The 20,888-nt window shown below is 59.5% G+C and carries 15 protein-coding genes; 8 read left to right on the forward strand and 7 right to left on the reverse strand.

The features are described 5' to 3' along the window. Nucleotide 1: 1 nt before the first annotated feature. From gsiC to iaaA, 4 genes are read right to left on the reverse strand one after another with little or no spacing between them, the layout of a single operon-like run. On the reverse strand, nucleotides 2-922 hold the full coding sequence (gene gsiC, locus UR504_RS04780) for a glutathione ABC transporter permease GsiC (RefSeq protein ID WP_127730177.1): 921 nt from the start codon (nucleotides 920-922) through the stop codon (nucleotides 2-4). A gap of 5 nt (nucleotides 923-927) precedes the next feature. Then, entirely contained in the window at nucleotides 928-2,466 is a 1,539-nt protein-coding gene (gsiB, locus tag UR504_RS04785) for a glutathione ABC transporter substrate-binding protein GsiB (RefSeq protein ID WP_115874577.1), read from the reverse strand. Nucleotides 2,467-2,489: 23 nt separating this feature from the next. Continuing rightward, complete coding sequence (gene gsiA, locus UR504_RS04790) at nucleotides 2,490-4,361, reverse strand: glutathione ABC transporter ATP-binding protein GsiA (RefSeq protein ID WP_302234632.1); 1,872 nt, start codon at nucleotides 4,359-4,361, stop codon at nucleotides 2,490-2,492. Between the two features lie 11 nt (nucleotides 4,362-4,372). Then, a complete protein-coding gene (gene iaaA, locus UR504_RS04795; RefSeq protein ID WP_320739394.1) occupies nucleotides 4,373-5,311 on the reverse strand; it encodes a beta-aspartyl-peptidase in 939 nt (312 codons plus the stop codon). A 187-nt stretch (nucleotides 5,312-5,498) separates the two neighbouring features. On the opposite strand from iaaA, the gene moeA reads away from it, so the two are divergent. Together moeA and moeB are read left to right on the forward strand one after the other, a co-directional pair. Next, nucleotides 5,499-6,731, forward strand: a complete 1,233-nt coding sequence (moeA, locus tag UR504_RS04800; protein WP_302234630.1) for a molybdopterin molybdotransferase MoeA — start codon at nucleotides 5,499-5,501, stop codon at nucleotides 6,729-6,731. Between the two features lies 1 nt (nucleotide 6,732). Further along, complete coding sequence (gene moeB / locus UR504_RS04805; RefSeq protein WP_302234629.1) at nucleotides 6,733-7,485, forward strand: molybdopterin-synthase adenylyltransferase MoeB; 753 nt, start codon at nucleotides 6,733-6,735, stop codon at nucleotides 7,483-7,485. Between the two features lie 89 nt (nucleotides 7,486-7,574). On the opposite strand, the gene fsa is transcribed toward moeB, so the two are convergent. Continuing rightward, nucleotides 7,575-8,237 (reverse strand): fructose-6-phosphate aldolase, encoded by a 663-nt coding sequence (gene fsa, locus UR504_RS04810; protein WP_302234628.1) that lies wholly within the window; start codon nucleotides 8,235-8,237, stop codon nucleotides 7,575-7,577. Between the two features lie 128 nt (nucleotides 8,238-8,365). On the opposite strand from fsa, the gene UR504_RS04815 reads away from it, so the two are divergent. The 4 genes from UR504_RS04815 (at nucleotide 8,366) to UR504_RS04830 (ending at nucleotide 14,117) form a co-directional block, all read left to right on the forward strand. Further along, nucleotides 8,366-9,265 (forward strand): glycyl-radical enzyme activating protein, encoded by a 900-nt coding sequence (locus UR504_RS04815; protein ID WP_302234627.1) that lies wholly within the window; start codon nucleotides 8,366-8,368, stop codon nucleotides 9,263-9,265. Nucleotides 9,266-9,269: 4 nt separating this feature from the next. After that, nucleotides 9,270-11,702: a formate C-acetyltransferase/glycerol dehydratase family glycyl radical enzyme gene (locus UR504_RS04820; RefSeq protein ID WP_302234626.1), complete on the forward strand. Its 2,433-nt coding sequence runs from the start codon at nucleotides 9,270-9,272 to the stop codon at nucleotides 11,700-11,702. 192 nt (nucleotides 11,703-11,894) lie between these two features. Continuing rightward, entirely contained in the window at nucleotides 11,895-12,710 is an 816-nt protein-coding gene (locus tag UR504_RS04825) for a Cof-type HAD-IIB family hydrolase (RefSeq protein WP_302234625.1), read from the forward strand. Nucleotides 12,711-12,860: 150 nt separating this feature from the next. Further along, on the forward strand, nucleotides 12,861-14,117 hold the full coding sequence (locus UR504_RS04830) for a DUF1479 domain-containing protein (RefSeq protein ID WP_302234624.1): 1,257 nt from the start codon (nucleotides 12,861-12,863) through the stop codon (nucleotides 14,115-14,117). Here UR504_RS04830 and UR504_RS04835 read toward each other — a convergent pair. After that, the gene (locus tag UR504_RS04835) at nucleotides 14,114-15,187 is read right to left on the reverse strand and encodes a LacI family DNA-binding transcriptional regulator (protein WP_115874569.1); all 1,074 of its coding nucleotides are present in this window, start codon (nucleotides 15,185-15,187) and stop codon (nucleotides 14,114-14,116) included. The two genes, UR504_RS04830 and UR504_RS04835, sit on opposite strands and share 4 nt — an antisense overlap. A 288-nt stretch (nucleotides 15,188-15,475) precedes the next feature. Here UR504_RS04835 and UR504_RS04840 point away from each other — a divergent pair, with 288 nt between their 5' ends. Continuing rightward, a complete protein-coding gene (locus UR504_RS04840) occupies nucleotides 15,476-16,777 on the forward strand; it encodes an MFS transporter (protein WP_127730155.1) in 1,302 nt (433 codons plus the stop codon). A gap of 17 nt (nucleotides 16,778-16,794) precedes the next feature. Next, on the forward strand, nucleotides 16,795-19,158 hold the full coding sequence (locus UR504_RS04845; protein WP_302234620.1) for a glycoside hydrolase family 31 protein: 2,364 nt from the start codon (nucleotides 16,795-16,797) through the stop codon (nucleotides 19,156-19,158). A gap of 82 nt (nucleotides 19,159-19,240) precedes the next feature. On the opposite strand, the gene UR504_RS04850 is transcribed toward UR504_RS04845, so the two are convergent. Continuing rightward, nucleotides 19,241-20,836 (reverse strand): ABC-F family ATPase, encoded by a 1,596-nt coding sequence (locus UR504_RS04850; protein ID WP_008501187.1) that lies wholly within the window; start codon nucleotides 20,834-20,836, stop codon nucleotides 19,241-19,243. Between the last annotated feature and the right edge of the window lie 52 nt (nucleotides 20,837-20,888).

Raw genomic sequence — 20,888 nt, forward strand, 5'->3', positions numbered from 1 at the left:
CTTACTTATACCTGATGGCCGGGTTAATGGCGGCGTAGAGCACGTCCACCACTAAGTTGATAAGAATAAATTCCAGCGAGAAAAGCAGCACTTCCGCCTGAATCACCGGGTAGTCGCGCATCTCGACGGAATCGACCAGCAGGCGTCCCAGCCCCGGCCAGTTGAAGACTTTTTCCACCACGATAGAGCCGCCCAGCAGGAAGCCAAACTGCAGCCCCATCATCGTCACCACCGGGATCATCGCGTTGCGGAACCCGTGCTTGAGAATGACCCACTTCTCGCTGACCCCTTTCGCCCGCGCGGTGCGAATATAATCTTCGCTCAGCACGTCAACGAACGAGGCGCGGGTAAAGCGGGCCATCACGGCCGACACGGCAGCCCCAAGCGTCATGGAAGGCAGGATGTAATGCTTCCAGGTATCGGCCCCGACGGTGGGCAGCCAGCCCAGCTCAACGGAGAAGATCTGCATCAGCAGCATCCCCAGCGCGAACGCCGGGAAGGAGATGCCGGTCACCGCCAGCGCCATGCCGAGCTTGTCCGGCCAGCGGTTGCGCCAGACGGCAGCGACAATACCGGCGCCAAGCCCAAACACGACTGCCCAGCTCATGCTGGCAATCGTCAACCAGAACGTCGGCATAAAGCGGCTGGCGATCTCCTCCGACACCGGACGGCGCGACACCATCGAGATACCAAAGTCACCCTGAAGAACGTTGCCTATATAGTGCAGAAACTGCATATACAGAGGCTGGTCAAGACCCAGCTGTTTACGCACCAGATCAATGACCGTGGCATCCGCTTCGGGCCCGGCAACCAGACGCGCCGGATCGCCCGGCAGCATATGGACAAACAAAAACACCAGCACCGCCACAATCAGCAGCGTCGGAATAAGCCCCAGCAGGCGTTTACAAACATAATTCAGCATGGGCGTTATTTTAAATCCGCATCGTCAAAGCTAAAGCCCGTATCAGGCATGATGTAGAACCCGGTTAACGCTTTGTTATGGGCTGACACCAGTTTCTCCACCACCAGCGGCACCCACGGCGACTCTTTCCAGATGATGTCCTGTGCGTCCTTATAGAGACGAGCTTTCTCGTCCGGTTTAGTGGTTTTCAGCGCATCGGCCAGGTCTTTGTCCACCTGCGGATTGCTGTAGAACGCGGTGTTGAACAGGGTTGGCGGCCAGTTCTGCGAGGCAAACAGCGGCGACAGCGCCCAGTCGGCTTCACCAGTCGATGCCGACCAGCCGGTGTAGAACATCCGCACGCCGCTCTCTTTCTGCCCTTTCCCCTCCACTTCTGCCGCACGCTGTCCGGCATCCATTGCCGTGACCTGTACCTTGATACCCACCTGCGCCAGCTGCTGCTGGGTAAACTGCAGCACCTTCTGGGCGGTGCTGTGATTATGCGACGACCACAGCGTGGTGCTAAAACCGTTCGGGAAGCCCGCCTCTTTCAGCAGCTCGCGCGCTTTAGCCGGATCGTACGGCCACGGCTGATAGCTTTGCGCATAGGCGATAGCCGGCGGCAGCACGCCGGTGGCCGGGGTGGCATAGCCCGCAAAAGCGACCTTCACCAGCGCCTGACGGTTAATGGCATAGTTAATAGCTTCGCGCACCTTCGGGTTATCGAACGGCTTTTGCGTGACGTTCATGCTGATGTAGCGCTGCATGATCGACGGGCTGGCGACCAGCTCCAGCTTGCTGTTTTTCTGCAAAATGGCGGCCTGCTCATACGGGATCGGGAAGGCAAACTGCGCCTCGCCGGTTTGCAGCATCGCCGCGCGGGTGTTGTTGTCCACCACCGGGCGCCAGGTGATGGTATCCAGCTTCGGCAGCCCCTGCTGCCAGTAGCCCGCGAACTTCTTCACCTTCACAAAATCGGTCTGGTTCCAGGTGAGCAGTTCGTAAGGGCCGGTGCCAACAGGGTGGAAACCGATCTCTTTGCCGTATTTCTGCAGCGCGGCAGGGGAAATCATCGCCGTTGCCGGATGCGCCAGAATATTGATAAACGCGGAGAACGGCTCTTTCAGGGTGATTTTTACCGTCGCCGGGTCGACCACCTCGGTTTTGGCGATGTTTTTATAAAGGTTATAGCGCTTGAGGCTGTTTTCAGGATTGCTGGCGCGATCGAGGTTAATCTTCACCGCCTCCGCATTGAAGTCTGTCCCGTCCTGGAACTTCACGCCGGTTCTGAGCTTGATGGTGTAGACCAGCCCGTTGTCGGACACGGTGTACCCCTCCGCCAGCACGTTTTTGAGCTTCATCTCTTTATCCAGGCCGAACAGGCCCTGGTAGAACGATTTCGCCACCGCCTGAGAGAGCGTGTCGTTGGCGTCATACGGATCGAGCGTGGTGAAATTGGAGCCGACGGCAACCACCACATCTTTGGCAGCGAACGCGGGGGCAGCGGCCAGGGCTGCCGTCACGCTCGCGGCTAACAACCATCTACGCGCTACAAATGTAACCATTGTGTTCTCCTGCCTGTTGTAAGTTATAACCGCGAAAAAGCATTGTCCTGACGCGGGGGAGCGACGAAATGACCCGGCTCGACCTCGCGAAGCGTCACGCGCTCCACGGCCTCGCCGAGTTTATGAATATTACCCGGCATATCATCCTGCAGCAGCACGCGCTGGCCGTGACGATGCGCGGGATCGGCAACCGGAACCGCCGCAATAAGCTTGCGGGTGTACGGGTGCTGCGGGTTCTCGAACACAGCCCTTCGCGGCCCAATCTCCACGATCTGCCCCATAAACATTACCGCCACGCGATGGCTGATGCGCTCGACCACCGCCATGTCGTGCGAGATAAACAGGAAGGCGATACCCATATCCCGCTGTAAATCAAGCAGCAGATTGATGATTTGCGCCCGGATAGAGACATCCAGCGCAGAGACGGATTCATCCGCAATCACCACTTTCGGGTTCAGCGCCAGCGCGCGGGCGATGCAGATACGCTGCCGCTGCCCGCCGGAAAACTCGTGCGGATAACGCCAGGCGTGTTCCGGCTTCAGGCCAACGCGCTCCAGCAGCCAGGCCACGCGACGCTGCGCCGCCTCGCCGTCGAGCAGGTTATGCACCCGCAGCGGCTCCATGATCGAATACCCCACCGTATGGCGCGGATCGAGGGAGGCATACGGATCCTGAAAAATAAACTGAATATCCCGCCGCACCGCCTGCAGCCTGCTGTCCGGAAGGGTATCAATGCGCTCGCCGTTAAAGGTAATGCTGCCCTCCTGAGATTCCACCAGACGGAGCAGCGCGCGCCCGGTCGTGGATTTACCGCAGCCGGACTCCCCCACCAGCGCCAGCGTTTCGCCCGGCCAGAGGTCGAAGCTGACGTTTTCCACCGCGTGCACTTCGCGCTTCACCCGGTTCAGTACGCCGCTGCGCAGCGGAAACCGGGTGACCAGATTTCGTACTTCCAGAATGGGCTTGCCCGGCACCACGGTGTCCTGCTCGCGTTCATCCTCCTGCGGCTCAGACGCCTCGAGGGAAATCAGCGGAAAACGGCGCGGCAGATCGCTGCCGTTCATCGCCCCCAGGCGCGGGACCGCCGCCAGCAGTGCTTTGGTGTAAGGATGCGCGGGCGCGTGAAAAATCTGCTCGACCGGGCCGGTTTCTACCGCGCAGCCCTTATGCATCACCAGTACGCGATCGGCGATATCGGCAACCACGCCCATATCGTGGGTGATAAAGATCACCCCCATCTCCATCTCCTGCTGCAGCACGTTGATGAGCTGCAGGATCTGCGCCTGAATGGTCACGTCCAGCGCCGTTGTCGGCTCGTCGGCAATGAGCACCGCCGGACGGCAGGAGAGCGCCATGGCGATCATTACCCGCTGGCGCATGCCGCCGGAAAGCTGATGCGGATAGCGGCCCAGAATAGCCTGTGCCTCCGGAATGCGCACCAGCTCAAGCATCCGTCGTGCCTCTTTGAGCGCTTCGTCGCCGCTCAGTCCCTGATGCAGGCGGATAGACTCGGCAATTTGCTCCCCGACCGGGAACACCGGGTTCAGGGAGGTCATCGGCTCCTGGAAAATCATCGCGATATCCGCCCCGCGCACGCCCTGCATCTGCGCACCGCTCAGCTCATTTAAATCAATGACCTGACGGTTACGGCGGCGCAGGAGCATTTTCTCGCTGCTGATTTGCCCGCCCGTCTGTTCCAGCAGGCGCATCAGCGCCAGCGCGGTGACCGATTTTCCGGAACCGGATTCGCCAACAATCGCCAGCGTCTCGCCGCGCCTGAGCGTGAACGATAAATTCTGTACTGCGGGGAAGAACTGCCGCTCTTCCTGAAACGCAATATTCAGCTGATGGACAGCCAATACTTCGCGGTTGTCCAGCTCTTCACTGTGCGGCACGCGCTGCCCCCTTATTCACGATAGATCCCCGTGCACGGCTCATCACCGGCATAGCCCCAGGCGCGATACATGCCTTCGCTGTTGAACGGCAGGGCCACGTTGCCCTCACGATCCACCGCAATGAGTCCGCCGACGCCGCCCAGGGCAGGCAGTTTCTCCATCACCACGCGCTCGCAGGCCTCGCTCAGGCTTAAGCCGCCGTAATCCATCAGCGCGGTAATGTCGTAGGCCGCGAGGGCGCGAATAAACACTTCCCCGGTGCCGGTACACGACACCGCCGCCGTCGCGTTATTGGCATAGCAGCCCGCGCCCGGCAGCGGGCTGTCGCCGACGCGTCCAGGCAGCTTGTTGGTCATCCCGCCCGTTGACGTCGCCGCCGCGAGGTTTCCGGCTTTATCGAGTGCCACCGCGCCGACCGTGCCCATTTTGCTGCGCTCATCCAGCGGCGCAGTATGGTCAAGCTGCGTCATGCCCGCCGAACGAGCTTCCAGTAACTGCTGATAGCGCGCTTCCGTGGAAAACAGATCGGGCGATACCGGCTCCATCCCGTGCTCAAAGGCAAAGGTCTCCGCCCCGGCCCCCGTCAGCAGCACGTGCGGACTCTCTTCCATCACCAGACGCGCGGCCAGCACCGGGTTACGCAGGTGACTGACGCCCGCCACGGCGCCCGCTTTCAGGGTAATACCGTCCATCACGCAGGCATCCAGCTCGTGCGTTTCATTCCGGGTAAAGACCGAACCGATCCCCGCATTAAATAACGGGCACTCTTCCAGCAGGCGCACCGCCTCGGTGACCACGTCCAGCGCGCTTTCGCCCGCTTCCAGCATTCTCTGGCCCGTTTCCACAATGGCGTACAGCGCGTCGATGTAGCGCTTTTCCTGCTGGGGACTGAGCTGTGCTCGGGTGATTGCCCCGGCGCCACCATGAATTGCGATTACCGCATTAACCATTCGCATCACCCGTTAGCCTGTTTTGCGGCTTTTTCTATAAATATCATTATCGTCGACGAAACTTCAGATGATTTTTGAATATAGAAAGACGTAACAGTGATGTAAAGCGTGCACCCTTCGGTCATACAGTTAGCCGCACTTTTCTGCCATAATGGACGCTTTCGTTGTTACTCCGCAGGAGCCCACCATGGATTTTACCGCCGGACTGATGCCGCTTGAGACGGCACTCACGCAGATGCTTGACCGAGTTTCCCCGCTGCATGACGTAGAGACGCTGCCCCTCGTGCGCTGTTTTGGCCGTATTGCCGCGCGCGATATCGTCTCTCCGCTTAACGTGCCGGGGTTTGATAACTCAGCGATGGACGGTTACGCGGTACGCCTGGCGGATCTCCAGACGGGTAACGCCCTGCCGGTGGCGGGTAAAGCCTTTGCGGGTCAGCCGTTTAGCGGTGAATGGCCTGCGGGCACCTGCGTGCGCATCATGACCGGCGCACCGGTTCCGGCCGGCTGCGACGCCGTGGTAATGCAGGAAGAGACCGAACAGACCGACGAAGGCGTGCGTTTTACCGCCAGCGTTAAAGCGGGCCAGAACATCCGCCGTACCGGCGAGGACATTACCCTCGGCGCGACCGTTTTTGCCGCCGGGCAAAGGCTGACGGTGGCAGAGCTGCCGGTGCTGGCCTCGCTCGGCATCGCGGAAGTCGACGTTATCCGCAAAGTGCGCGTCGCCGTCTTCTCCACCGGCGACGAGCTGCAGCTTCCGGGCCAGCCGCTGCAGGACGGCCAGATTTACGACACCAACCGCCTGGCGGTACACCTGATGCTCGAGCAGCTGGGCTGCGAGGTGATTAACCTCGGCATCATTCCAGACGACCCGGAAAAACTGCGCGCGGCGTTTATCGAGGCGGATAAATCCGCCGACGTGGTCATCAGCTCCGGCGGCGTCTCCGTGGGCGAAGCGGATTACACCAAAACCCTTCTTGAAGAGCTGGGCGAAATCGCCTTCTGGAAGCTGGCGATCAAGCCGGGCAAGCCGTTTGCGTTTGGCAAGCTTTCACACAGCTGGTTCTGCGGCCTGCCGGGTAACCCGGTCTCGGCGGCACTCACCTTCTACCAGCTGGCGATCCCGCTGCTGGCGAAGCTTTCCGGCAACAAGGCCAGCCCGCTGCCGGAACGCGTGCGCGTGCGTGCCGCCACGCGGTTGAAAAAATCACCGGGTCGTCTCGATTTTCAGCGCGGCATTCTGGCGCGCAACGCGGACGGCGAGCTCGAAGTGAGTACCACCGGGCACCAGGGCTCACACATTTTCAGCTCCTTCAGCCTGGGCAACTGCTTTATCGTGCTGGAGCGCGAGCGCGGCAACGTGGAAGCCGGCGAATGGGTTGAGATAGAACGCTTTAACCACCTGTTCGGAGGTTGATATGACGGTGGAGCTGAGCGATCCGGAGATGATGCGCTACAACCGCCAGATCGTGCTGCGCGGGTTTGATTTCGAAGGTCAGGAAGCGCTCAAGGCGGCCAGCGTGCTGGTCGTCGGGCTGGGCGGGCTGGGCTGCGCCGCCGCGCAGTACCTTGCCGCGGCGGGCGTGGGCAGGATGACGCTGCTGGATTTCGATACCGTGTCGGTTTCCAACCTGCAGCGCCAGACGCTGCACAGCGACGCGACGGTGGGCCAGCCGAAAGTGGACTCTGCCCGCATGGCGCTGGCGCGTATCAACCCCAACGTACAGTTCACCCTGATTGACGCGATGCTGGATGACGATGCGCTGTTCGCGCAGATTGCGCAGCATGACCTGGTGCTGGACTGCACCGATAACGTCACCGTCCGAAACCAGCTCAACGCGGGCTGTTTTGCTCATAAAACGCCGCTGGTTTCCGGCGCGGCTATCCGCATGGAGGGGCAAATCAGCGTCTTCACGTACGCCGAGGGTGAACCCTGCTACCGCTGCCTGAGCCGTCTGTTTGGTGAGAATGCGCTGACCTGCGTTGAGGCGGGCGTGATGGCGCCGCTCGTCGGCGTGATTGGCTCATTGCAGGCTATGGAAGCGATCAAGGTGCTGGCGAATTACGGCACGCCGGCAGCGGGGAAAATCGTGATGTATGACGCGATGACCTGCCAGTTCCGCGAGATGAAGCTGATGCGTAACCCGGGGTGTGAGGTGTGCGGAGGTTAAAGCAAACGGCAACCTTCAGGTTGCCGTTTTAGTGTTTGCTCCCTCTCCCTGTGGGAGAGGGTTGGGGTGAGGGCATCAGGCCGCACCCGTCAAATCGACGTCCTGCCAAACGCCCCCAGCCAGTCCTGCTCAAACTTCACAATTGCAGCATCTACCGCAGGAGAGGCAATAAACTGCTGCGCCACGTCCAGCGGCAGCGTGATGGACTTGCACCCTGCCAGCAGGCAGTCCAGCGCCTGACGCGGGGTTTTAAAGCTCGCGGCCAGCACCTTTGACTGCGGTGCGTGCAGCGTCAGCAACTGTTGCAGCTCAATTACGGTCTGGATCCCGTCCCCGCCCTGCGCGTCCACGCGGTTAACGTAAGGGGCCACATACTCCGCCCCCGCCAGTGCGGACAGCATCCCCTGCGCCGCACCGTAGACTGCCGTACCCAGCGTCGGGATCCCTTCCGCTTTCAGCATCTTGATCGCCGCCAGCCCTTCTGCGGTTACCGGCACTTTCACCACCAGATCGTTAATGATGGCGCGAAGCTTACGCGCTTCTTCCACCATCCCTTCGGCGGTGGTCGCCATCACCTGTGCGAACAGACGACCTTTGCCGCCCAGCGCGTCGTGCAGCGCGGGCAGCAGTTCATCAAGCGGCGTTTTACCGGCAGCTACGATGCTTGGATTGGTGGTCACGCCCGCCAGCGGGAAGATACGCGCCAGCTTTTTGACTGCCGCAACGTCAGATGTGTCGAGATAAAATTCCATGATGTCACCCTCAAAATTAGCCTGCACTTACCCTATCACGACGAAACCTGCTGAAGATTTGACCTGCATCAAGATAACTTTCGTTCGAAAGTAATTTAATCTTCATATGCAAGATGAGAGGCAAAAACATGATCTTCAATATTCAGCGTTACTCTACCCACGACGGCCCCGGTATTCGTACCGTGGTGTTCCTGAAAGGCTGCTCGCTGGGCTGTCGCTGGTGCCAGAACCCGGAAAGCCGCTCCCGCAGCCGGGACGTGCTGTTTGATGCACGTCTGTGCCTGGACGGCTGCGACCTGTGCCAGCAGGCTGCGCCGGGCTGCATCGAACGCGCGCTGAATGGCCCGATCATCCACCGCGAAAAGCTGAGTGAAGAGACGCTTAATGCTCTCACCGACTGCTGCCCGACGCAGGCGCTGACCGTCTGCGGTGAAGAACGGCAGGTCGAGGAGATCATGGCGACCGTACTGCGCGACAAGCCCTTCTACGACCGCAGCGGTGGCGGGATCACCCTCTCCGGCGGCGAGCCGTTTATGAACCCGGATCTGGCACAGGCCCTGTTTAAAGCCAGCCATGACCAGGGGATCCACACCGCCGTCGAAACCTGCCTTCACGTGCCGTGGCACTATATCGAGCCGTCATTACCGTACGTCGATCTGTTCCTCGCAGACCTGAAGCATGTCGACGGTGACGTTTTCAAGCAGTGGACGGACGGTTCGGCTAAGCGCATCCTGGATAACCTGAAACGCCTGGCCGCCGCAGGGAAGAACATCACCATCCGCGTACCGCTCATCCAGGGCTTCAACGCAGATGAAGCCTCCATAACCGCCATCACCAACTTCGCTGCCGATGAACTCGGCGTCGACGATATTCATTTTCTGCCGTATCACACGCTGGGCATGAACAAATACACCCTGCTCGGCCAACCCTACTCTGCCCCTGACAAACCGCTGGATAACCCTGCTCTGCTGGACTTTGCGCAGCAGTACGCCCGCCAGAAAGGGTTAACCGCGACCTTACGAGGATAAACTTATGACCACCCTGAATCTCAATACCCTCAGCGAACGCATTAAGGCGCACAAAACGGCCCTGGTGCATATCGTCAAGCCGCCAGTCTGTACCGAGCGCGCGCAGCATTACACCGAAATGTACCAGCAGCACATGGACAAGCCGATCCCGGTGCGTCGCGCTCTGGCGCTGGCGCATCACCTGGCCGAACGTACCATCTGGATCAAACACGACGAGCTGATTATCGGTAACCAGGCAAGCGAGGTGCGCGCCGCGCCGATCTTCCCGGAATACACCGTCTCCTGGATTGAGAAAGAGATCGACGACCTGGCAGACCGCCCGGGCGCGGGCTTTGCGGTGAGCGAACAGAACAAGCGTGTGCTGCACGAGATCTGCCCGTGGTGGCGCGGCCAGACGGTGCAGGATCGCTGCTACGGCATGTTCACCGACGAGCAGAAAGGCCTGCTGGAAACCGGCATTATCAAAGCCGAAGGCAACATGACATCAGGCGACGCGCACCTGGCGGTGAACTTCCCGCTGGTGCTGGAGAAAGGTCTCGACGGCCTGCGTGCCAAAGTGGCCGAACGCCGCTCGCGCATCAACCTGACGGTGCTGGAAGACCTTCACGGCGACCAGTTCCTGAAGGCGATCGATATCGTGCTGGAAGCGGTAAGCCTGCACATCAAACGTTTTGCCAACCTGGCGCGTGAAATGGCCTCGACCGAAACCCGCGAAAGCCGCCGCGACGAGCTGCTGGCAATGGCGGAAAACTGCGACGTGATTGCCCACGAGCCGCCAAAAACCTTCTGGCAGGCGCTGCAGCTGTGCTACTTCATTCAGCTGATCCTGCAGATTGAGTCCAACGGCCACTCCGTTTCCTTTGCGCGTATGGACCAGTATCTCTATCCGTACTACCGCCGCGACGTGGAGCTGAACCAGAGCCTCGACCGCGAACACGCCATTGAACTGCTGCACAGCTGCTGGCTGAAGCTGCTGGAAGTGAACAAGATCCGATCTGGCTCGCACTCCAAAGCCTCTGCCGGTAGCCCGCTGTACCAGAACGTCACCATCGGCGGCCAGAAGCTGGTCAACGGTGAGCCGATGGACGCGGTGAACCCGCTCTCCTACGCAATTCTGGAATCCTGCGGCCGTCTGCGCTCCACCCAGCCGAACCTGAGCGTGCGCTATCACGCGGGCATGAGCAACGACTTCCTCGATGCGTGCGTGCAGGTGATCCGCTGCGGCTTCGGGATGCCGGCGTTCAACAACGATGAAATCGTCATTCCGGAATTCATCAAGCTCGGCGTTGAGCGCGACGACGCCTACGACTACGCGGCCATTGGCTGTATCGAAACCGCAGTTGGCGGCAAGTGGGGCTATCGCTGCACCGGCATGAGCTTCATCAACTTCGCCCGCGTGATGCTGGCGGCGCTGGAAGGCGGCCGCGACGCCACCAGCGGCAAGGTATTCCTGCCGCAGGAGAAAGCACTCTCTGCAGGTAACTTCGACAATTTCGAGGAGGTGATGGCAGCCTGGGATAGCCAGATCCGCTACTACACCCGCAAGTCCATTGAGATTGAGTACGTGGTGGACACCATGCTGGAAGAGAACGTCCACGATATTCTCTGCTCGGCGCTGGTGGACGACTGCATCGAGCGCGCGAAAAGCATCAAGCAGGGCGGCGCGAAGTATGACTGGGTCTCCGGCCTGCAGGTGGGTATCGCCAACCTCGGCAACAGCCTGGCGGCGGTGAAAAAGCTGGTGTTCGAACAGGGCACTATCGGCCAACAGCAGCTGGCGGCGGCGCTGGCGGATGACTTCGACGGGCTGACTCACGAGCAGCTGCGTCAGCGTCTGATTAACGGCGCGCCGAAGTACGGTAACGACGATGACAGCGTGGATATGCTGCTGACCCGTGCTTATCAGACCTACATTGAAGAGCTTAAGCAGTATCACAACCCTCGCTACGGCCGCGGCCCGATTGGCGGTAACTACTACGCGGGCACGTCGTCCATCTCCGCAAACGTGCCGTTTGGCGCGGCGACGATGGCGACCCCGGACGGACGTAAGGCGCATACGCCGCTGGCGGAAGGGGCTAGCCCGGCTTCCGGTACCGACCACCTTGGCCCGACGGCGGTAATTGGCTCGGTGGGCAAACTGCCGACGGAAGCGATTCTCGGCGGCGTGCTGCTGAACCAGAAGCTGAATCCGTCAACGCTGGAAAACGACAGCGATCGCCAGAAGCTGATGGTGCTGCTGCGCACCTTCTTCGAGGTGCATAAGGGCTGGCATATTCAGTACAACATTGTCTCCCGCGAAACGCTGCTGGAGGCGAAGAAACACCCTGACCAGTATCGTGACCTGGTGGTGCGCGTCGCGGGTTACTCGGCGTTCTTCACCGCCCTGTCGCCGGATGCACAGGACGATATTATTGCCCGTACTGAGCATACGCTGTAACGGGGCATCACCTCAGGGGAAATGCGCACGCTGATGCCCTACCCCGACCCTCTCCCACAGGGAGAGGGAGAAAACACTAAAAACGGCAACCTCAGTTGCCGTTTTGCTTTTACTTTCGAATGAAATTAAATTTGTGCTCCCCGTCACCTTGTTATTAGAATGTTTCAAAACGCAGTGACCCAGGAGCACAGTATGACCGTTAAAGTTATCGTCACCGATATGGACGGAACTTTCCTTGATGATGCCAAGCAGTACGATCGTGACCGCTTCCAGGCACAGTTTGAAAAGCTTAAAGCCCGCGATATTGAATTCGTTGTCGCCAGCGGCAACCAGTATTACCAGCTCATCTCCTTCTTTCCAGAGCTAAAAGATCGGATCTCCTTCGTGGCGGAAAACGGCGCGCTGGTGTTCGACCGCGGAGAACAGATTTTTCACGGCGAGTTGACGCGCCATGAATCGCAGATCGTGATTGGCGAACTGCTGAAAGACAAAGGGCTGAACTTCGTGGCCTGCGGGCTGGAGAGCGCCTACGTCAGCGACAAAGCCCCGGACGCCTTCGTGGCGCTGATGTCAAAGCACTACCACCGCTTAAAGCGCATCAGCGATTACCGCGACATTGACGACGTGCTGTTTAAGTTCTCCCTGAACCTGCCGGATAGCGATATCCCGAATCTGGTGGATAAGCTGCACGTCTCCCTGGACGGCATCATGAAGCCGGTCACCAGCGGCTTTGGGTTTGTCGATTTGATTATCCCCGGCCTGCACAAAGCCAACGGCATCAGCCGTCTGCTGAAGCGCTGGAAAATCTCCCCTCAGGAGTGCGTGGCCATTGGCGACAGCGGCAATGATGCCGAGATGCTGAAGCTGGTAAAATTTTCCTTTGCGATGGGTAACGCGGCGGAAAGCATCAAAGAAATCAGCCGCTACAGCACCGACGACAACAACCATCAGGGCGCGCTGAACGTCATTCAGGCCGTGCTCGACAACCATTCCCCGTTCGACGCCTGATCTTCTCCTCGCCGGAGCCTTGCTCCGGCAGCCTGACTCTTTTCCCGTCCTGTGGCTTGCGTCAAGTTTTTAAACTTGCATTAACTTAATTTTAACTTAAAGTATCACTTGTAGACATTTTCACTTTCGAATGAAAGATGCGAGGCAGTTATGACCTTTACCAGTGAAACTTTGCCGGCGGATCACAAAGCGGCAATCCGTCAGTTGAAACGTGAGCTGCGCGCGCAGATCGGCGACGTGCAGGCGGTGTTCAATAAGCTCAGCGATAAAATTGCCACCCGCGTGGCGGAAATCAACGCTCTAAAGAACAAAGGCGAATCCGTCTGGCCGGTGATTCCGTTTGCGGATGTGAAAAACGGCACGATTACCAACGCACAGCGCGAGGCCGTTAAACGCCGCGGCTGCGCGGTGATTAAAGGTCACTTCCCCCGCGAGCAGGCGCTGGCGTGGGATCAGTCGATGCTCGACTACCTCGATCTGAACAAGTTTGACGAAGTGTACAAAGGGCCTGGCGATAACTTCTTCGGCACCTTAACGGCCTCCCGTCCGGAGATTTACCCGATCTACTGGTCGCAGGCGCAGATGCAGGCGCGTCAGAGCGAAGAGATGGCGCAGGTACAGTCGTTCCTGAACCGTTTATGGACGTTCGAGAGCAACGGCAAGCAGTGGTTCGACCCGGATGTGAGCGTGATTTACCCGGACCGTATCCGCCGCCGTCCGCCGGGAACCACCTCGAAAGGACTCGGCGCCCATACCGACTCCGGCGCGCTGGAGCGCTGGCTGCTGCCGGCTTACCAGCAGGTCTTTGCCCGCGTGTTTGACGGCAACGTCGATAAGTACGATCCGTGGAACGCCGCGCACCGTACCGAAGTCGAAGAGTACACCGTCGATAACACCACCAAATGCTCGGTGTTCCGCACCTTCCAGGGCTGGACGGCGCTGTCGGACATGATCCCCGGTCAGGGGCTGCTGCACGTGGTGCCGATCCCGGAAGCGATGGCGTACATTCTGCTGCGTCCGCTGCTGGACGACGTGCCGGAAGACGAGCTGTGCGGCGTGGCGCCGGGGCGCGTGCTGCCGGTTTCCGAGAAGTGGCACCCGCTGCTCATCGAAGCATTAAGCAGCATTCCGGCACTCGACGCGGGCGATTCCGTGTGGTGGCACTGCGATGTGATCCACTCCGTCGCGCCGGTGGAAAATCAGCAGGGCTGGGGCAACGTGATGTACATTCCTGCCGCGCCGATGTGCGAGAAAAACCTCGCGTACGCCAAAAAGGTCAAGGAAGCGCTTGAAACCGGCGCGTCACCGGGAGATTTCCCGCGCGAAGATTATGAAAAGAGCTGGCAGGACCGCTTTACCGTTAACGATCTCAACATCCACGGCAAGCGCGCGCTGGGCATGGTTTAACTGTCATACAGACCTTCCCGCTCAACGGCGGTGCGTCGTTTCCCCTGACGTATCCGCCGTACCGATTCCCGCACGGCCAGCGTGCCGTTAAGCAGTAACGTCCCCACCGGCGCGTCCGGGCGCATGAGCCGCTGCTGGAGCATATAAACCGCTTCCGTTCCCAGCTCATCGCGGGGAACGTGCACGGCCGTTAATGGAACATCCTGGATTGCCGCCAGGTTAAACCCGTCAATGCTCATCACCGACACGTCCTGCGGCACGCGCAATCCTTTTTTTTGTAATGCGCTGATGGTGCCCGCCGCCATAAAATCGCCGCCAACCAAAAATGCGGTTGGCAAATCCTTGCCCTGCATTTCGCTGAGCCAGCTGCTGACTACCTGTTCACTTTCGCGTGCGCTGAAGCTGGGCACCACCAGCAGATCGCGCTTGTCGTTGAATTTCAGGTTGTGAGACTGCCACGCGTCGCGGATCCCCGTCAGGCGCAGTTCCATGGTGTAGCGGCGCAGGCACAGCACGCTCATTACCTCACGGTGTCCCATCTCAAACAGATATTCCGCCGCCCGCTCGCCAATGGCGCGATGATCCGGCGCGACGGCAGGCAGGCGCATGTGGCGGTCACGGCAGTTAATCAGCATGCAGGGTTTGCCGACATCCACAGCCAGATCGTGGATATGCGGGTCGTCGATGCCAAGAAGGATTGCCGCTTGGGTATCCGCCTCGTTCATGCGCGCCAGAAACAGCTGGGCATCGCTATCGTTCTCTTCCAGCGCGCAGTAGCGCAAGCGCACATCGTGGGATGCAAGGCCTTTACTCACGCTCTGGATCACACGGTAGTAAAAGATGTCGGACCGCTCGTCGAACGCACGCTGAGGGGCAAAAACCACCAGGCTATTGAGCAGCAGCCGTCCCGCCGCCATACCCTCCATCACCCCCAGCTCCCGCGCGCACGCCAGCACCTTTGCGCGCGCCTTTTCGCTGGTATTCGCTTTTCCCGCCAGCACCCGCGACACCGTGCTGATCGAGAGCTGCGTGCGGGCCGCGATTTCGGTGATTTTTAGCCTTTTGTCCATTTTGTGATCTGGCTCCATTTGCGAAATGAAAAAATTTTCATAGCGTATTCGTCAGGCAATTACTGACATAAATACCATCTTGCCAGAGGCTTTTCGTCAGTTATGAGAAATTTTTCACAAAATCCACTTTTGCCCACTCATTTTCTTCCTTAAGGTGAACTTGTCACACAACTTCCATACTAGTTGTATACCAGATAAAGAATTTTAAACGGATAAAAATCAAAGTCATAAAAATCCGTGTGACACCTGAACCTCCGTCCCCTTACCGTCCGTCTTGTGGAGAGTAAAATGAGTCAGGACATCAATAACACCGTTGCGACAAGCAAAACCCGTCGCGTCATCAAGAACCTGCGCTGGTACGTGCTGGTGCTGTTCTTACTTGGCGTCACCGTTAACTACATCACCCGAAACTCACTCGGGATCCTCGCCCCGGAACTGAAAGAGAGCCTCGGGATCACCACCGAGCAATACTCCTGGATCGTCGGCGCGTTCCAGATCGCCTACACCATTTTCCAGCCCCTGTGCGGCTGGCTGATTGACGTCATTGGCCTGAAGATTGGCTTTATGGTTTGCGCCGGGATCTGGGCGCTGATGTGTATTTTCCACGCGGGCGCCGGAAGCTGGCTGCACCTCGCTATTCTGCGCTTCTTTATGGGTGCCTCTGAGGCCGCCGCTACCCCGGCGAACGCCAAAACCATCGGCGAATGGTTCCCGAAATCAGAGCGACCCGTTGCCGCCGGCTGGGCTGGCGTGGGCTTCTCCATCGGCGCGATGCTGGCCCCGCCTATCATCTACTTTGCTCACGCCTCGTTCGGCTGGCAGGGCGCGTTTATGTTTACCGGCGTGCTGGCGCTGCTGTGGGTGATCCTGTGGTGGGCGTTCTACCACAACCCGGAGCAGCACCCGAACCTGAGCAAGGACGAGCTGGCGTTTATCAAGCAGGACAACGAACCGCCTGCGGTGAAGCTGCCCTTCCTGACCGCGCTGAAAACCGTTTCAAAAAACAAACGCTTCTACGGTATCGCCATCCCCGCCTTTATGGCGGAACCGGCCTGGGCGGTGCTGAGCTTCTGGGTACCGCTGTACCTCGCCAAAGAGCACGGCATGGACCTGAAGCAGATTGCGATGTTTGCCTGGCTGCCGTTCCTCGCCGCCGACCTCGGCAGCGTGGCGAGCGGCTACCTGACGCGTCTGTACACCCGCATGTTCGGCTGCTCCCGCGTTAACTCGGTCGTCGCCAGCTCCGTGACCGGCGCGTTCCTGATGATCTCGCTGGCCATCGTGGCCATTACCCGCGACCCGTACATCACCATCGTGCTGATCTCCATCGGCGGCTTCGGGCACCAGATCATCTCCTGCATGCTGAGCGCCCTGGTCGTGGAGTCCTTCGACAAAGGTCAGATGGCGACCGTCAACGGCATGCGCGGCTCGGCGGCGTGGATCGCCAGCTTCCTGTTCTCGCTGTTAATCGGTGTGACCGCCGACAAAATCGGCTTTAACCCGCTCTTTATCGCCATGGGCTTCTTTGACCTGATTGGCGCCGTCTTCCTGGTAGCATTTATTGCTGAACGTCGCGCCAAGCGCGCCTGATAGTGGATGTATTGCATATGAAAACCCTGAAAAACTGGACCCTGGATACGCAGTCGGCAAACCATCTGGAACTGCTGGTCGATAACCAGCACCGCCTGTGCCTGTATGTGCTGGAAGAGAACCTGTTCCGCGTGCTGATCAAACGCAAGGGCGAGCTGGCGCTGGACCGCACCTGGAGCATCGCGCCGGAAAAAGACGTGCCGTGGGAAGGGCGCCGTCGTGACGATATCAGCGGCTTCACCTGCCCGACCTGGACGCTGACGCAGCAGGACGACACGTTAACCGTGGCAACCGAACAGCTGCGCGTCACCGTGCACCAGCCGCTGTGGCTGGAGTGGCACTATCGCAATGACGCGGGCGAGTGGCAGCCGCTGGTCAACGACCGCCCCACCAGCGCCTACCTGCTGAACGCCCACGGCGACGGCGTGGCGCACTACCTGAGCCGCCGCAAGGACGAGCGCTTTTACGGCCTGGGCGAGAAAGCGGGCGATCTGCAGCGCAACGGTAAACGCTATGAGATGCGCAACCTCGACGCCATGGGCTATAACGCCGCCAGCACCGACCCGCTCTACAAGCATATTCCTTTCACTATCACCCGCCGCGACGACGTGAGCTACGGCCTGTTTTACGACAACCTGAGCAGCTGCTGGCTGGATTTGGGCAACGAGATCGACAACTACCATACCGCCTATCGCCGCTGGCAGGCGGAAGCGGGCGATATCGACTACTACATTTTTACCGGCAAACGCGTACTGGACGTTACCAAAGCCTTTGTTCGCCTCACCGGGAAAACGCTGTTCGGACCGAAATGGAGCCTGGGCTACAGCGGTTCGACCATGCACTACACTGACGCGCCGGACGCGCAAAACCAGCTGATGAACTTCATCCGCCTGTGCGAAGAGCACGCCATTCCGTGCGACTCATTCCAGCTCTCCTCCGGCTATACCTCCATCAACGGCAAGCGCTACGTCTTCAACTGGAACTACGGCAAGGTGCCGCAGCCGAAGGTAATGAGCCAGGCGTTCCACGACGCGGGACTGAAGCTTGCGGCTAACATCAAGCCGTGCCTGCTGCAGGATCATCCGCGCTACAACGAAGTGGCGGAGCGTGGCCTGTTCATTCGCGATTCAGAAACCGATGCACCCGAACGCTCCAGCTTCTGGGATGACGAAGGCTCGCACCTCGACTTTACCAACCCGCAGACGGTGCAGTGGTGGCAGAACGGCGTCACTACGCAGCTGCTGGAGATGGGCATCGACTCTACCTGGAACGACAACAACGAATATGAAGTGTGGGACGCAGAAGCCCGCTGCTTTGGCTTCGGCAAGGAGATCGCCATCAAGCATATTCGCCCGGTCATGCCGCTGCTGATGATGCGCGCCTCGCTGGAAGCGCAGCAGCGCTTTGCGCCAGAAAAACGCCCTTACCTCATCTCCCGCTCCGGATGCGCCGGGATGCAGCGCTACGTTCAGACCTGGAGCGGCGACAACCGCACCAGCTGGGACACGCTGCGCTATAACATCCGCATGGGGCTGGGCATGAGCCTGTCCGGGCTGTTCAACGTCGGCCACGACGTCGGCGGTTTCTCCGGCGACAAGCCGGACGCCGAGCTGTTCGTGCGCTGGGTGCAGAACGGCGTGATGCACCCGCGCTTTACCATTCACTCGTGGAACGATGACCACACCGTCAACGAGCCGTGGATGTATCCGGGCGTCACGCCTGCCATTCGCGGCGCGATTGAGCTGCGCTACCGCCTGCTGCCGTATCTCTACACCCTGCTCTGGCAGGCGCACGCCGACGACGAGCCGATGCTGCGCCCGACCTTCCTCGACCACGAGCGCGACGCGCAGACTTTCGAAGAGTGCGACGACTTCCTGCTGGGCCGCGACCTGCTGGTCGCCAGCGTCGTTGAGGCCGGACAGCGCGAGCGCAGGGTCTGGCTGCCGGATAACGAAACGGGCTGGTACGATTTTTACACCCACGCTTGGTATGCGGGCGGACAATCGATCGTCCTCGATGCGCCGCTGGAAAAACTGCCGCTGCTGGTGCGGGCCGGAGCAGGTCTGCCGCTGAGCGAACGCGTCACGCATGTGAGTGCCGAAAAAGATACGGCACGCGAGCTTAAGCTGTTCCCGGTGAAAGGCGTCGGCACAACCTCCGGGCTGCTGTTTGAAGACGACGGTGAAAGCTGGGGCTACCAGAACGGCAATGCGCTGTGGGTGGATTGGGAGATGGTGTGCGACGGCGCAACCATCAACCTGAAGGTGAACGCGCGCGGGGATTATCGTCCGGCGTGGAAAGCGCTGAAAGTGTCGTTACCGGCGGGGGAGAAACGCAAACTGCTGGTGAATGGGGCTGAAGGGAGTGAGTGGGTGCTCTGAACATTGCCGGGTGGCGGCTTCGCCTTACCCGGCCTACAAAGTCACCCGTAGGCCCGGTAAGCGAAGCGCCACCGGGCTTTTTTTAGCCGTCGATACCTTTGCTGCGCAGGTAATCTTCGTAGTTACCGGTGAAGTCCACCACGCGCTCTGGCGTAATTTCGATCACGCGGGTCGCCAGCGAGCTGACGAACTCACGGTCGTGAGAGACGAAGATCAGGGTGCCCTGATACATCTCCAGCGCCATGTTCAGGGATTCGATCGATTCCATATCCAGGTGGTTAGTCGGTTCGTCCATCACCAGGATGTTTGGTTTTTCCATCATCAGCTTGCCGAACAGCATGCGGCCCTTCTCACCACCGGAAAGCACTTTTGCCGGCTTCTTGATGTCGTCCTGGCTGAACAGCAGACGACCCAGAATGCTGCGCACCGCCTGCTCGTCGTCGCCTTCCTGCTTCCACTGGCTCATCCAGTCGAAGACGGTCAGGTCATTCTCGAACTCATATTCATGGTCCTGCGCGTAGTAACCAATCTGCGCGTTTTCGGACCATTTCACGGTGCCGTTGTCCGGCTGCAGTTCGCCGACCAGGGTTTTCAGCATGGTGGATTTACCCACGCCGTTGGCGCCCAGAATGGCAATCTTCTCGCCCACTTCCAGCAGCAGGTTGAAGTTTTTAAACAGCGGGCCTTCATCGAAGCCTTTGGTAAGAGCTTCCACTTCCAGCGCGTTACGGAACAGCTTCTTGTCCTGCTCGAAGCGGATGAACGGGTTTTGACGGCTGGAGGCTTTAACCTCTTCCAGCTTGATTTTATCAATCTGACGCGCACGCGAGGTTGCCTGACGCGATTTAGAGGCGTTAGCGCTGAAGCGGCTGACGAAGGACTGCAGGTCGGCAATCTGCGCTTTTTTCTTGGCGTTGTCCGCCAGCAGGCGCTCGCGAGCCTGGGTGGCCGCCGTCATGTACTCGTCGTAGTTGCCCGGATAGACGCGCAGCTCGCCGTAGTCCAGATCCGCCATGTGCGTACAGACCATGTTCAGGAAGTGACGGTCGTGCGAGATGATGATCATGGTGCTGTCGCGATCGTTCAGCGTCTGCTCCAGCCAGCGGATGGTGTCGATGTCCAGGTTGTTCGTCGGTTCGTCGAGCAGCAGGATGTCCGGGTTAGAGAACAGCGCCTGTGCCAGCAGCACACGCAGCTTCCAGCCTGGCGCAACTTCGCTCATCGGGCCGTAATGTTGTTCAACGGGGATCCCCACGCCCAGCAGCAGCTCGCCCGCACGCGCTTCCGCAGAATAACCGTCCATCTCGCCGTACTGCGTTTCCAGATCGGCCACCTTATAGCCATCTTCTTCGCTCATTTCGGCCAGCGCGTAGATGCGATCGCGCTCCTGCTTCACTTCCCACAGCTCCGCGTGCCCCATGATCACGGTGTCGAGCACGGTGAACTCTTCGAAGGCGAACTGATCCTGACGCAGCTTACCGATACGCTCGTTAGGGTCGAGCGAGACGTTGCCGAGGGTCGGCTCCAGATCGCCGCCGAGGATCTTCATAAAGGTGGATTTTCCGCTACCGTTGGCACCAATCAGGCCGTAACGGTTGCCGCCGCCAAATTTGACGGAAATGTTTTCGAACAGCGGCTTACTGCCAAACTGCATAGTGACGTTGCTGGTAACTAACACGGGGAGATTCCTGCGAAAAGTGTGATAAACACGGCATTATGCCACAATTCCG

The organism is Enterobacter sp. 241F3 (genome assembly GCF_034106785.1).
GTDB lineage: Bacteria > Pseudomonadota > Gammaproteobacteria > Enterobacterales > Enterobacteriaceae > Enterobacter > Enterobacter vonholyi.

Coding starts and splice junctions, on each gene's coding strand:
- UR504_RS04830 (WP_302234624.1), top strand. CDS start 12,861: ATGACCTTTACCAGTGAAACTTTGCCGGCGGATCACAAAGCGGCAATC.
- UR504_RS04825 (WP_302234625.1), top strand. CDS start 11,895: ATGACCGTTAAAGTTATCGTCACCGATATGGACGGAACTTTCCTTGAT.
- fsa (WP_302234628.1), bottom strand. CDS start 8,237: ATGGAATTTTATCTCGACACATCTGACGTTGCGGCAGTCAAAAAGCTG.
- moeB (WP_302234629.1), top strand. CDS start 6,733: ATGACGGTGGAGCTGAGCGATCCGGAGATGATGCGCTACAACCGCCAG.
- UR504_RS04845 (WP_302234620.1), top strand. CDS start 16,795: ATGAAAACCCTGAAAAACTGGACCCTGGATACGCAGTCGGCAAACCAT.
- iaaA (WP_320739394.1), bottom strand. CDS start 5,311: ATGGTTAATGCGGTAATCGCAATTCATGGTGGCGCCGGGGCAATCACC.
- UR504_RS04835 (WP_115874569.1), bottom strand. CDS start 15,187: ATGGACAAAAGGCTAAAAATCACCGAAATCGCGGCCCGCACGCAGCTC.
- moeA (WP_302234630.1), top strand. CDS start 5,499: ATGGATTTTACCGCCGGACTGATGCCGCTTGAGACGGCACTCACGCAG.
- gsiB (WP_115874577.1), bottom strand. CDS start 2,466: ATGGTTACATTTGTAGCGCGTAGATGGTTGTTAGCCGCGAGCGTGACG.
- UR504_RS04815 (WP_302234627.1), top strand. CDS start 8,366: ATGATCTTCAATATTCAGCGTTACTCTACCCACGACGGCCCCGGTATT.
- gsiC (WP_127730177.1), bottom strand. CDS start 922: ATGCTGAATTATGTTTGTAAACGCCTGCTGGGGCTTATTCCGACGCTG.
- UR504_RS04820 (WP_302234626.1), top strand. CDS start 9,270: ATGACCACCCTGAATCTCAATACCCTCAGCGAACGCATTAAGGCGCAC.
- UR504_RS04840 (WP_127730155.1), top strand. CDS start 15,476: ATGAGTCAGGACATCAATAACACCGTTGCGACAAGCAAAACCCGTCGC.